Source organism: Amycolatopsis sp. cmx-11-12 (assembly GCF_046269425.1).
Lineage (GTDB): Bacteria > Actinomycetota > Actinomycetes > Mycobacteriales > Pseudonocardiaceae > Amycolatopsis.
The window spans coordinates 381083-394002 of record NZ_JADNQM010000002.1 but is presented as its reverse complement, the minus strand read 5'-3'; the positions used below and the strand labels follow the sequence as shown (position 1 = coordinate 394002).

At 69.5% G+C, this 12920-nt stretch carries 13 protein-coding genes; 11 read left to right on the top strand and 2 right to left on the bottom strand.

Annotated features, from left to right (window positions below; translation table 11 throughout):
* Nucleotides 1-15 precede the first annotated feature (15 nt).
* Nucleotides 16-933 carry a hypothetical protein gene (locus ACLARN_RS04320; RefSeq protein WP_409489955.1) on the bottom strand — a complete coding sequence of 306 codons (918 nt, stop codon included), beginning with the start codon at nt 931-933 and terminating at the stop codon, nt 16-18.
* A complete protein-coding gene (locus tag ACLARN_RS04315) occupies nt 930-1577 on the bottom strand; it encodes a DNA-binding response regulator (RefSeq protein ID WP_409489954.1) in 648 nt (215 codons plus the stop codon). The genes ACLARN_RS04320 and ACLARN_RS04315 overlap by 4 nt, the downstream gene beginning before the upstream one ends.
* Nucleotides 1578-1868: 291 nt before the next feature.
* Between ACLARN_RS04315 and ACLARN_RS04310 the strand changes: the two genes are divergently transcribed.
* From ACLARN_RS04310 to ACLARN_RS04260, 11 genes are all read left to right on the top strand, one after another.
* Entirely contained in the window at nt 1869-3101 is a 1233-nt protein-coding gene (locus ACLARN_RS04310; RefSeq protein ID WP_409489953.1) for a sensor histidine kinase, read from the top strand.
* The gene (locus ACLARN_RS04305; RefSeq protein WP_005167072.1) at nt 3098-3787 is read left to right on the top strand and encodes a response regulator transcription factor; all 690 of its coding nucleotides are present in this window, start codon (nt 3098-3100) and stop codon (nt 3785-3787) included. Before ACLARN_RS04310 ends, ACLARN_RS04305 begins: the two co-directional genes overlap by 4 nt.
* 82 nt (nt 3788-3869) lie before the next feature.
* Complete coding sequence (locus ACLARN_RS04300) at nt 3870-4859, top strand: hypothetical protein (protein WP_409489952.1); 990 nt, start codon at nt 3870-3872, stop codon at nt 4857-4859.
* Between the two features lie 105 nt (nt 4860-4964).
* Nucleotides 4965-6548, top strand: coding sequence for a hypothetical protein (locus ACLARN_RS04295; RefSeq protein WP_409489951.1), 1584 nt, complete (start codon nt 4965-4967; stop codon nt 6546-6548).
* A 300-nt stretch (nt 6549-6848) separates the two neighbouring features.
* Nucleotides 6849-7574, top strand: a complete 726-nt coding sequence (locus ACLARN_RS04290; protein ID WP_409490018.1) for a sugar phosphate isomerase/epimerase family protein — start codon at nt 6849-6851, stop codon at nt 7572-7574.
* Nucleotides 7575-7715: 141 nt separating this feature from the next.
* The gene (locus ACLARN_RS04285) at nt 7716-8546 is read left to right on the top strand and encodes a thioesterase family protein (protein ID WP_409489950.1); all 831 of its coding nucleotides are present in this window, start codon (nt 7716-7718) and stop codon (nt 8544-8546) included.
* A 24-nt stretch (nt 8547-8570) separates the two neighbouring features.
* Entirely contained in the window at nt 8571-9386 is an 816-nt protein-coding gene (gene proC / locus ACLARN_RS04280; RefSeq protein ID WP_409489949.1) for a pyrroline-5-carboxylate reductase, read from the top strand.
* A gap of 427 nt (nt 9387-9813) precedes the next feature.
* A complete protein-coding gene (locus tag ACLARN_RS04275) occupies nt 9814-10038 on the top strand; it encodes a helix-turn-helix domain-containing protein (RefSeq protein ID WP_409489948.1) in 225 nt (74 codons plus the stop codon).
* A gap of 143 nt (nt 10039-10181) precedes the next feature.
* Nucleotides 10182-10283, top strand: coding sequence for a 30S ribosomal protein bS22 (locus tag ACLARN_RS04270; protein ID WP_007030867.1), 102 nt, complete (start codon nt 10182-10184; stop codon nt 10281-10283).
* 285 nt (nt 10284-10568) lie between these two features.
* On the top strand, nt 10569-11618 hold the full coding sequence (locus ACLARN_RS04265) for an NAD-dependent epimerase/dehydratase family protein (protein ID WP_409489947.1): 1050 nt from the start codon (nt 10569-10571) through the stop codon (nt 11616-11618).
* Nucleotides 11615-12706 (top strand): lysophospholipid acyltransferase family protein, encoded by a 1092-nt coding sequence (locus ACLARN_RS04260; RefSeq protein ID WP_409489946.1) that lies wholly within the window; start codon nt 11615-11617, stop codon nt 12704-12706. The genes ACLARN_RS04265 and ACLARN_RS04260 overlap by 4 nt, the downstream gene beginning before the upstream one ends.
* Nucleotides 12707-12920 lie beyond the last annotated feature (214 nt).

Sequence of the window (12920 nt, the reverse complement as noted above, 5' to 3'; positions counted from 1 at the left end):
AGGTGCCGAATTGCGTCAGGGGAGGGGCTGGACCAGCTCCAGGCCGGCGGCCTTCCAGCCCTCCGGCAGGTGCTGGAGCCGCAGGACGATCGGCAGGTACTTCTTCGTCACCTGGCCTGCCGCGTCCGTGACGTTCGTGGCCGCGTAGAGCAGCACACTCGCCTTGTCGTCCACGAGTTCCATGACCGCGGCGACGGGGTTCGGCGCCATCGCCGCCTTCGTGCCCGCGGCCCGGATCTGACTCACCTGAGTCGCCTTGCCCTGCTGGAACTGCGTCAGCAACTGTCCGGTCGAGACGGACTCGTAGCGGGCGAAGGTGCCTTCAGGATCGGCCGGATCCACGCTCAGCAGAGTCTCTGCGACACGCAGACCGCCGTCGCGGGCTGAGTCCCGCGCCCTCGCGATCGCCCGGTCGCCCACGCCCGGTTTCTCCGGGGCGAGCGGCGACCCCGCCGGGTTCACCTTCACCTCGCCGATCCGCCAGCGGTCGCCCTCGCGCACGGCCGCGAGCAGCACCGACGCGATGCCTTTGCTGGTGGTGCCCGCCCGGGTACTGCTCTGGTCCAGCACGGTCAGCACCCGCGCCTTGTCCGCCGTCTGCTCGACGGCCGCCGAGACGATCACCCGTGTCACCAGCTTGATCGGCTCCGCCGAGTTCCGGACCTCGGTCAGCAGCTTCGCCAGCTCTTCGCGCGCCGCGGGCGTCAGGTTCTCGGCGGTCGCCTTCTCGTAGGCGGGCAGTGCCGCGCTGTCGTAGGAGAACACCGCTTCGACGGCCTTCTTGACCGACGTCAGCACCGAAGCCGTGCCCGCCGGATTCACCAGCGCGAAGTTCGAGGGCGGGCTCGCCGGTTCGGGCCGGGCGGTGCCGGAGACGGTGGTGGTGCAGCCCGCGAGCACCAGCAGCACGGCGAACCCCGCCCAGCGCTTCACAGGAGGCCGAGCTCCCGCGCCCGCGCGTCGACCTGGAGCCGCGACGTCACGCCGAGCGCCACCAGCAGTTCCGAGACGCGCCGCTGATAGGTGCGCACGCCCATGCCGAGGCTCTTCGCGGCCTTGTCGTCCTTGCAGCCGGTGGTCAGGAATTCGAGGATCTGCGGTGCCTCCATCCGGATGTCGGCGAACCGCGCGTCGAACGTCTCCAGCGTGGCGGCCGCCTGCCAGGCGGTTTCGAACAGCGACAGGATGCCTTGAACCAGCTCCGGGCGCGAGATGACGCTGTAGGAGCGCACCGCCTTGCCCTCGTCGCCCGCCATGATCGCGACCCGCTCGTCGAGCAGGATCGTCTCGTTGATCTCCTCGGTGCCGATCCGGATCTGCGCGCCGAGACCGGACAGGTGGTGCAGGTGCTGCGCGGTCTGCTCGTTCAGCAGGACGCCGGGGCGGTACAGCTTGCGGATCCGCTTGTCGCGCACCATCCGCTCGCCGTGGCGGGTGAGCGACGGCCGGGAAAGCGCCCAGGTGTACAGGTCGTCGGCCGCGCACGCGATGTCGGTCGCCGCGACGAACAGATGAGCCGTCCGGTCGAACAGCTCTTCTTCTCCGCGAATCAGGGAGATGTCACTGACGAGTTCCACGGCGACAGTCTTCCAACATTCCCCGGCCGCCGTGACGGGAACATCGCTATTTCCCGGCGAGCGGTCACCGCGGGCGCCGAGAGTCGCGACGAAAGTCGGGAACCGGGCGCGAGGCGCCACCGGAGTCCCCGTTACGGGTGACCCGCTTCACCCGGGAGATCTCGGCAAGGGATCGGTCACGTGAACGGCGCCTGACCTGCAGGCGAACAGGGTGTCCCCAGGTGTCATAGGCATCACGAGTACGCGGCCGGGACTAGGCCAAAAGACTACCCGCGCGCTTACGATCCCCTTGTGACCACGCCTGTTGCACTCGCCCTTGCCGTCGGCGGACTGATCGTCGGTGTGGTCGTCGGCTTCCTGATCGCGAGGAGCCGCGCCCGCCGCGAGGAACGGCGCCCGACCGGACCCACCGTCGCCGAACTGCTCGAACGCCTCGTGCGGTCCAGCAACAACGGTGTCGTCGTCCTCAACAAGTTCGGCGACATGGTCCTGCACAACCCGCGCGCCTACGAGCTGGGACTGGTGAAGGTCAACCAGGCCGATCCGCGGGCCCGCAAGGCCGCCGAGCAGGTGGTCGAGACCGACGACCCGATGGAGATCGACCTGTCCCCGCTGGAGGCGAGGGGCCGCCAGCCCGAAGCCGTCCTCGGCGAGGTCCGCCCGCTCGGCGACGGATTCACCGTGGTCGAGGCCGTCGACCACTCCGAAGCCATCCGCCTCGAAGCCGTCCGGCGGGACTTCGTCGCGAACGTCAGCCACGAACTCAAGACCCCGGTCGGCGCGATCGCGCTGCTCACCGAGGCCGTGCTCGACGCCGCGGAGGACACCGAGGAGGTCCGCCGCTTCGGTAGCAAGATCCTTCGCGAGTCCACGCGGCTGGGCCAGCTCGTCACCGAGCTGATCGCGCTCTCGCGGCTCCAGGGCGCCGAGCGGCTGCCCGACCTGAACGTGGTCGAGGTCGACGCCGTCGTCCGCGAAGCGCTCGGCCGGACGACGCTGTCGGCGGAATCCGCCGAGATCACCATCACCACCGATTCGGCCAGCGGGCTGCTCATCGAGGGCGACCGGACGCTGATGGTCACCGCGCTGTCGAACCTGCTGGAGAACGCCGTCGCGTACTCGCCTGCGGGCAGCCCGGTGTCGATCAGCAGGCGGCTGGTCGACGGGAAGGTCGAGATCGCGGTGACCGACCGCGGCATCGGCATCGCCGAGGACGAGCAGCAGCGGGTCTTCGAGCGGTTCTTCCGTTCGGACAAGGCGCGATCGCGGTCGACCGGCGGCACCGGGCTCGGCCTGGCGATCGTCAAGCACGTGGCCGCCAACCACGGCGGTTCGGTCGGCCTCTGGAGCCGTCCGGGCACCGGGTCGACGTTCACCCTGCGGATCCCCGCGCACATCGGTGCCGAACCGGCCGCGGCCGCGAAACAGGCTCCGCCGGCATCCCGGCCGGAGAAGACCCCCGAGCGGACACCCCGTCTCGTGGCAACAGGGCAAGAAAGCCCCGACCATGGAGGAAACCTGTGACGAGGGTTCTCATCGTCGAGGACGAAGAGTCGTTCGCCGACCCGCTCGCGTTCTTGCTCCGCAAAGAGGGCTTCACCGCCGCCGTCGCCGTGACGGGGCAGCAGGCACTCGAGGAGTTCGACCGCAACGGTGCCGACATCGTGCTCCTCGACCTCATGCTCCCCGGAATGAGCGGGACGGACGTCTGCAAGCAGCTCCGGCAGCGCTCCGCCGTACCGGTGATCATGGTGACCGCGCGCGACAGCGAGATCGACAAGGTCGTCGGGCTGGAACTGGGCGCCGACGACTACGTCACCAAGCCTTACTCGGCCCGCGAGCTCATCGCGCGGGTCCGGGCGGTGCTGCGCCGAGGCGGTGAGCCGGGCTCCGAAGGCGACCTCGCGCCCCTCGTGCTGACCGCCGGTCCGGTGCGGATGGACGTCGAGCGGCACGTGGTGACCGTCGACGGCCAGGAGGTCTCCTTGCCGCTCAAGGAGTTCGACCTGCTCGAGTACCTGCTGCGCAACGTGGGCCGCGTGCTCACCCGCGGGCAGCTGATCGACCGGGTGTGGGGCGCGGACTACGTCGGTGACACCAAGACGCTCGACGTCCACGTGAAGCGCCTGCGGTCGAAGATCGAACCGGACCCGGGATCGCCCCGGCACCTGGTCACGGTGCGTGGCCTGGGCTACAAGTTCGAGACCTGATAGCGCTGGTACCCGCCTGTTGCGATACAGATCACGGTTACGGTTTCGTGACCTGACGTGCGGGCGGGTACCGTAGACGCTCGTGCGCCTAGGGGTACTCGACGTCGGTTCCAACACCGTCCACCTGCTCGTGGTCGACGCCCACCGTGGCGCCCACCCGACCCCGATGCATTCCGAAAAGGCCGTCCTCCGGCTCGCCGAGCAGATCACCCGCAACGGTGACCTGAGCCGCGCGGGCGCGGACAGCCTCGTGCGGGCGGTCGAGTCGGCGAAGGCGGCGGCCCTGCGGCTCGGCTGCGAAGAGGTCATGGCGTTCGCGACCTCCGCGGTCCGCGAGGCCAAGAACGCCCCGAAGGTGCTGGCGAAGGTCCACGACGAGACCGGCGTGGAGCTGAAGGTGCTTTCCGGTGTCGACGAGTCCCGGCTCACCTTCCTCGCCGTCCGCCGCTGGTTCGGCTGGTCGGCGGGCAAACTGCTGGTGCTCGACATCGGCGGCGGCTCACTGGAAGTCGCGATGGGCCGCGACGAGGAGCCCGAACTGGCCGAATCCCTCCCGCTTGGCGCGGGCCGGACCACCCGGACGCGGTTCCAGCACGACCCGCCGACCCGCTCCGAACTCATCGCGACTTCGGCGTGGCTCGAAGAACAGCTCGCCCCGCTCGCGAAGAAGGTCACCAAATTGGGTGAACCCGATCGTGTCGTGGCGACGTCGAAGACATTCCGGTCACTCGCCAGGCTGACCGGAGCGGCGCCGTCGGCCAGCGGGCCGCACGCGCGCCGTACCCTGACCGACACCGCGTTGCGCCAGCTCATCGCGTTCATCTCCCGGATGACCGCCCATGACCTGGCACAACTCGAGGGGGTCAGCGCGAGCAGGTCGCATCAACTGGTGGCGGGCGCGCTCGTCGCACAAGCCACCATGCGGGCGCTTTCCCTGGAAGAACTGGAGATCTGTCCGTGGGCACTGCGAGAAGGTGTCATCCTGCGACGGCTGGACCATTCGAATGGGGCGGACGAGACTGTGGGCGGCAGCGCCCGACTGGACTTCGTCGAAGGAGAACGGGCACGGTGAAGAGGTGACGGAAATGCGGATGACGGCCGGTAGCGCGCGCGACGACGCCGATGCCCCGTCGCGTGCCGGTTCACAACGGCTGGAGCGCGCATTGGACAGCACGGTATGACGGACGAAACAGAGAGCGGCCCGCCTCAGAAGACCGTGGCGGAGCTGCTCGCGCAGCACGGAGCCCAGCCCGAAGGCGGGCGCCGCAGGCGACGCCGCGCGGCCGACGACGAGGACGAGGCTCCCGAGCCGCCGCGCGGCCGACGCGCGCCCTCGGTGAGCGACACCGCGCCGCAGGCGATCATCGACAGGGTGTCCGGCGACACCCCGCCGCCGCCGTCGCGACCGCCACGCCGTTCGCGCCCCCAGGACTCCGGAGTACGTCCCGTTCCGCCGCCGCAGCAGCAGGACTCCGCGCCGCTGCCGGTGCCGCCGAACGTCGCGTCCGCCCCGACCAGGCAGACCCCGCCGGTGCGCCCGCCGCAGCCGCCTCAGGAGTCGGGTCAGTTCGCGCGCCCCGCTCCGCCGCAACCGCCTCAGCAGTCGGGTCAGTTCGCCCGGCCGACTCCGCCGCAGGAGCAGAGCGGCTATCAGCAGCGCCCGCCGCAACCGCCTCAGCAATCGGGCCAGTTCGCCCGGCCGACTCCGCCGCAGGAACAGTCCGGCTACCAGCAGCGCCCGCCGGATTCCGAAGGGCTGCCTCCGCGTGGCCGTCCGCGGCCCCCGGGCCCGGAGGAGACCCGTGGCGCGGTGCCGCCGGTCCGCCGTCGCCCCGAACCGCCGGCCGGGCCCCCGTCCGCGGGACTTTCGGCGAGACTCGACGGCGGCGCCGACGCTCCGCCCGAGGATGTCCAGGAAGCGCCGGGCCCGATGGCCAGTGGCGCGTTCGCGACCCCGCCCGCGCAACCGGCGCGACGCCGCCGTCCGCCCGCTCGTCCCGCCCAGCCCAAGGCCGAGCCGAGCACCGAGCAGTTCGCGGCGGTCGACGACACCGAAGCCGAGGTGCCCGCGCCCGCCGAGCCCGCGGCGCCGCCCGCCGGGCTCGCCGGATGGCGCAAGCGCAGGCAGAAGGTGCAGTCCGAGGACACCGAGATCGGCGGCATCCCGCCGGTACCGCTCCTGGTCGCACCCGTCGAACCGGACGCCGACCCCGAACCGGACGTGTTCGACGCGGGCCCCCCGACCATGGCTTCTACCCACCAGCCCCACCCCGCGCCGATGCCGTTCGTGCCGCCGCATTCGCTCGACGACCGCGCCCGGCAGGACGAACTCGACGATTACGAGCGCGAGTTCGCCGACCCGGCGTACCCCGACGGCGGCCCGGACTTCGCGCGCGACGACTACGGCTATCGCGCCGACGAGTACGAAGACGACTACGACGAGCAGGATGCGGACGTCGTCGACGAGGCCGAGCCCGAGGAGCCCGCCGAGAACGCCTCGCCGGGGAAGCAGTGGCTGGCGCTCGCCGGTCAGCTCGCCCTCGGCGTGGTCGGCGGCGCCGGGGTCTGGCTGGGCTTCAACTGGCTGTGGGTGAACATCCCTGCCGCCGCGCTGGTCGCCGCGCTGCTGGTGATCGTCGCGCTGGTGTGGATCGTCCGCAAGATCCGCCGGGCCGATGACCTGCAGACGACGGTCCTCGCGGTGCTGGTCGGGCTGGTGGTGACGGTCTCACCGGCCGCACTCCTCCTCGTCGCGCGTTAGCCGCAAGGGCGACCAGCGCGAAGGCGACCACGCGGAACGGTGACCACCGCGACGGTGACCACACGGTCTCCGAAAGCGCGCCAGCGCGACGGAGACTTCACCGTCGCGCCCCTCTTTCGCCGGAGGCTCGCGATCTCGATGGCAGGGCGCCCTTAGGCTCTCCACGTGAGTGCTCTCGGGGACTCGCGCCCTGGCAGCGAGATCGCGAAGGGCGCGACAGACAAACACGGCGCGACAAACATCACCGTCGGCGTATCTACCGCGTCCGTCTGGCCGTTGAAGGCGGGTGTGGCCTTCGAGATGGCCGCCGACCTCGGCTACGACGGCGTCGAGGTGATGATCTGGGCCGACCCGGTCAGCCAGGACGTGTCCGCGCTGCGCCGCTGGTCGCGCCGTACCGGCGTGCCGGTGCTGTCGATCCACTCGCCGTCGCTGCTGATCACCCAGCGCGTGTGGTCGCCGGATCCGGAGGTGCGCCTGCGGATGTCCGTGGACGCGGCGCTGGAACTGGGCGCGCGCACGGTCGTCGTGCATCCGCCGTTCCGGTGGCAGCGCCGCTACGGCGACGCGTTCGGAGACCTCGTCGACGAACTCGAAGAAGAGAGCGGCATCGAGATCGCCGTCGAGAACATGTTCAAGGTCCGCCCGCCCGGTGGCTCGCGGACGTCGCGCGTGTCGGCTTTCCGGCCTTCGATCGACCCTACGGACGTAGGGTTTCGTCACTACACGCTCGACCTGTCCCATACAGCGGCAGCCGGGATGGACGCCCTCGCACTCGCCGAACGGATGGGAAAAGGGCTCACGCACGTCCATCTGGCGGACGGCACGGGCCTCCCGAAGGACGAACACCTGGTGCCCGGACGCGGGATCGAACCCTGCGCCGAACTCCTTGAAAAGCTCGTGAACAGCGATTTTTCCGGACAGGTCGTGCTGGAGATCAACGCCCGCCGCGCACCGGGTGCGGCACAGCGGTCGAGAGATCTCGCGGAGTCACTCTTGTTCGCGAGGTTTCACCTCGGTCAGTGACAAAGATCGTCTCCAGGTGCGGAGATTCATTCCTCCCTGCGCCCGAGGCCCTGGTACACGTAAAGTTCCGACCGTGAACCAGCTGCGTTTGTTGATCTCCCGCACCCCGATGGATCGGCTCGTGGCCTGGGTCAGTGCTCGGTGAGCGCGGCCGACGACACGGGCACCTCCTTCGACGCGGCATGCGCGACGCGCTCACTGGGTGACGGCACTTTCACAGCGGTACTGCGCACGGAATGGTCGATCGGCGGGCATCCGCACGGCGGCTTCCTGATGGCCCTGATGGCGCGGGCCGCCCTCTCGCTTCTTCACGAACGCGGCGAGCCACCGTCCGAGCCGCTGGCGATCAGCGCGGAGTTCCTGCACCCGCCCGCGGTGGGGCCGGTGCTGCTGCGCACCGACGTCCGGAAGGTCGGACGGCGCGCCTCGGTCGTCGCGGTCCTGCTGGAGCAGCGGGGCCGCAGCTGCGTCGAGGCCAGGGTGACGACCGGACGGCTGCCGATGCGGCGGCCGGAGTGGACCGACGTCCCCGCCATGCCCGCGGAGCCGCCGCCCGGCGCGGTGCCCGTCACCGGTGAGACGTCCGAAGGCATGTTCAACCTGGCGCAGGGGTGCGAGGTCCGGCTGGATCCGGCGAGCGTCGGCTACTTGCACGGCCGGATCGGCGACCCGCCGAAGATGCGGCTGTGGGTCCGGCCGCGGCACGGTCTGCCGGATCCGTTCTTCGCCCTGCTCGCGGGGGACGTGAACCCGCCGGTGGTCTACAACCTCGGCCGCGTCGGCTGGTCGCCGACCGTCCAGCTGACCGCGTTGCTGCGCACCCGGCCCGCGCCGGGCTGGCTGCGGGTGATCGTGCAGGCCCATTCGGTGCACGAGGCCTGGTTCGATTCGGACGCCGTCGTGGTGGATTCGCAGGGCAGGCTGGTCTGTCAGGCGCGTCAGCTGGCGCTTGCCCCGGCGCCCGGGGGCTGACGGCGGTTTGGCACGCTGAACCGCATGAGTGTGATCGCGGTTCTGGGTGCGGGAAAGATCGGAGAGGCCCTGCTCTCGGGCCTGCTGCACGGCGGGCACAGCCCCGCTGACCTGCTGTTCACCGAGCGGTATCCGGCGCGCGCGGCCGAACTGACCGAGCGCTACGGCGTCCAGGGGGTCACCGTCGCCGACGCCGCGCGCCGGGCCGACGTGCTGGTCGTCGCGGTCAAACCGCAGGACATCGACCCGGTCCTCGCCGACCTCGCGCCGCTGCTCGGCAAGGAGTCGCTGGTGGTCTCGCTGTGCGCGGGCCTGCCGACCGCCCTGTACGAGCGCAGGCTGGCCGACGGCGTCCCGGTGGTGCGGGTCATGCCGAACACCCCGATGCTCGTCGGAGAGGCGATGAGCGCGGTCTCCGCGGGTGCGCACGCGACCGCCGAGCACATCGCGCTGGTGAAGGAGCTGCTCTCGCACGTCGGACAGGTCGTCGAGGTGCCGGAGTCGCAGCAGGACGCCGTCACGGCGCTGTCCGGGTCCGGGCCGGCGTACTTCTTCTACCTGGTCGAGGCCATGATCGACGCCGGGATCCTGCTCGGCCTTCCCCGCGCGCTCGCCGGGCAGCTGATCATCCAGTCGGCGGTCGGGGCGGCGAAGATGCTCGCGGAGTCCGACGAGCACCCGGTGCTGCTGCGCGAAGCCGTCACTTCACCGGCCGGAACGACCATCAACGCCATCCGCGAACTGGAGAAGCACGGCGTCCGCGCGGCGCTGCTCGCCGCCATCGAGGCCGCGAAGGACCGCTCGACCGAACTGGGCGCCGCTCACGAACCTCGCGATTAGTCACCTGGTTGCGGTCGTGAGCCGCGAGTCGTCCGGCTGGACACGTGTGTTCTCCACCCAATCACCTGTGTTGTCCAACCAATCACGCGAACCGCCCGAAACGCGCCACTCACGACCACCTGTACCGACACCTCACCGGCCGCGGAAGGAAGCGCGGGGCCGGGCGGTGCTGGGACGAAGGGGCCCTTCCGCGCGTGCGACGCGACCCCTGCCCCGCAATTAGTCACCTACTTGCGCCGGTCGAGGGGCGCGTGCGAGCAGGTGCCCCCGCAAGTAGGTGACTAATTGCGGGTCGGACGGGCCCATCTCGGTGACTCGCGTCGCTTTAGCCACACGTGTCCCGCTACTCTCAAGAGAGCACGTGCGTGTCGATACCACAGGTGGGGAAGCCTCGTGGCGCGACACGTGTCGAAGGGCACGGTGATTCATGCCGTCGAACAAGAAGGATGATCTGCCCAAGGTCAACACAGTGGGCCAGGTCCAGTTCCTGACGGTCGCCGAGGTGGCCACGCTGATGCGGGTCTCCAAGATGACCGTCTACCGCCTCGTTCACTCGGGCGAGTTGCCCGCGGTGCGCGTGGGGAAGTCGTTCAGAGTGCCCGAAAAGGCCGTTCACGAATATCTGCAAGGCGCGTACTTCGACGTGGGCTGAGGCACGCTTCGCGGAGCACAGTGTGCCCGCCGGAGGGCGTCTTCCGGGGCGCGAGTACCCTGGAAGACCGCTCGTGCCTGTGCGCTCCACCCGTTGGACGCTGCGCCGGGCAGCGTGACCGACGACGAAGGAAGGAGCGCTCTATGGGCTCTGTGATCAAGAAGCGCCGTAAGCGTATGTCGAAGAAGAAGCACCGCAAGTTGCTGCGCCGGACGCGCGTTCAGCGTAGGAAGGCCGGCAAGTAAGACACAGCCGGTGAGTGGCCCGTCCAGTTTCTGGGCGGGCCACTCCCATTTAGTGGACGTCGTCCGCCCATTCGAGTGAGACGCGTATCCCCTCTGCGAGCGCCGGGTTAATAGCATGTAAGCGCTGGCTCGACTACCCCTAATGAGCGGTAACATCTCAAGGGTCGCCGCGCGATGCTTCCAGTGAGTGCAGGTTCGCGCACGCTCGGTAGATCAAGTTTGCACTCAAGGTCATCAGGACCCCGTGATCGAAGTCCGAGAACCGACCAAGCCGCAGGGAGTCCTATGCCGTCGAACATCGTGCTCGTGACCGGGGTCGGGGGAGACCTTGGCGGGAAACTGCTCGCCAGACTCGGCAACAATCCGGAGTTCGAGCGGGTGATCGGCGTGGACACCACGCCTCCGCAGAAGTCGGTACTGCAGCGCATGGGTCACGCTGAATACGTCCGCGCGGACATTCGCAACCCGCTGATCGCCAAGGTGATCAGCACGGCCAAGGTCGACACCGTCGTGCACGCCTCGTGCACCGCGCATCCGGCAGGGCCCGCTCGCCGCACGGCGATCAAAGAGGTCAACGTCATCGGCACGATGCGGCTGCTGGCGGCCTGCCAGCGCTCGCCGCTCGTGCGCAAGCTCGTGGTGAAGTCGACGGCCGCGGTCTACGGCGCGGGGGCGCGTTCGCAGGCTGTCTTCACCGAGGATTCCGAGCTCATCCCCACCTCGACCAGCGGATACGCCAAGGACGCCGTCGAGATGGAAGGGTACGTGCGCGGGCTCATGCGCCGCCGTCCCGACATCACGACGACGCTGTTCCGGTTCGCCAACATCATCAGCCCCGAGATCGACACCGTGCTCTCGCGCTACTTCGCGCTGCCGGTGGTCCCGACCGTCTTCGGCTACGACGCGCGGATCCAGCTGCTGCATGCTTCGGACGCGCTGGCCGTCTTCGAGCAGGCGACGCTGAACGACAACCCCGGCGTGTTCAACGTCGGCTCGGAAGGGGTACTCACCCTTTCACAGGCGATCCGGCGAGCAGGCCGGGTCGAACTGCCGATGCCCAGCGGTGTCGTCCCGTCGATCGGCAAGGTCCTGCGCGGAGCCCGCGTGGTCGACTTCTCCGCCGACCAGGTCCGGCTGCTGAACTTCGGCCGGGTCGTGGACATCACGAAGCTCAAGAAGGACTTCGGCTACACACCGCGCTGGACGACGCGCGAGGCGTTCGACGACTACATCACCGGCCGCGGGCTCAGGCCCGTGGTGGACGGCGGCAGGCTGGCCGGATTCGCGGGCAAGGTCCTGGTGGCCGCGGCGACAGGGCAGGCGGGACACCGGTGAGCAGGCCACACGAGAACTCTCATGAAGGCGAGGCGGAAGACGTGAGCGGCGCAGAAGCGCAGGTCATCCCGTTGCACGGCCCCGGCAGAGAGAAGCCGGACCCGGCGGCTCAGGCGGATCGGGATCTTCGCGAGTCCGAAGAGGCACAAGAAAAGCTGAAACAGGAGCGTCGGGCCGATGCGCCCGTCGTCGAGTTCCCCGGCTCCGCGCGGGTCTCGCCCGCCCGGACCCGCCCTGCCGACGCGGACCTCCTCCCGGCCTCGCTCAGGACGGCGCTGGGCTTCCTGCGGGACCGGCTGACCGGCGACTACACCGTCGACGAGTTCGGCTTCGACGCCGAGCTCACCGAAACCCTGCTGCTGCCGCCGCTGCGCGCGCTGTTCGAGAAGTGGTTCCGCGTCGACACCTTCGGCGTCGAGAACCTGCCCGCCGACGGCGGCGCGCTGCTCGTGTCGAACCACTCCGGAACCTTGCCGCTCGACGCGCTGATGACCGCCGTCGCCGTGCACGATCACGTCCCCGGCGGCAGGCACCTGCGCGGTCTCGGCGCGGATCTGGTGTTCCAGGTGCCGCTGGTCGGCTCCTTCGCCCGCAAGTCCGGGCAGACACTCGCCTGCAACGCCGACGCGGAACGCTTGCTGCGCAACGGAGAACTCGTCGGCGTCTGGCCGGAAGGGTTCAAGGGCATCGGGAAACCGTTCTCGTCGCGGTACAAGCTCCAGCGGTTCGGCCGCGGTGGTTTCGTTTCCGCGGCGCTGCGGACCGGGGTGCCGATCATCCCCGTGTCGGTCGTCGGCGCGGAGGAGATCTACCCGAAGGTCGGCGACATCAAGCTGCTCGCGCGGCTGCTCGGCCTGCCGTACTTCCCGGTGACGCCGTTCTTCCCGCTGCTCGGCCCGCTCGGCGCGATCCCGCTGCCGACGAAGTGGAGCATCGAGTTCGGCGAGCCCATCCGCACGGACACCTACGACGCGGACGCCGTGGACGACCCGATGCTGGTGTTCACGCTGACCGACCAGGTGCGGGAGTCGATCCAGCAGACGCTGTACAAACGCCTTTCGCAGCGGAAAAGCGTCTTCAAGGGCTGACCGCCTTCCGCACTTAGTCACCTACTTGCGCCGGTCTCTGGCACTGGGGAGCGGGATGGGAGCCGAGGTCATGGCGATCCCCGCCGCGTTCAGTCCTCTGGTTGCGGTACTTGCGCGTGCTAGAACCGCGTGACTCGCGTGCTCAGAACCGTGACTTGCGTGCTTGAGGCCGGAACTCAGACTTCCGGCCTCAAGCACGCGAGTCACGGTTCTG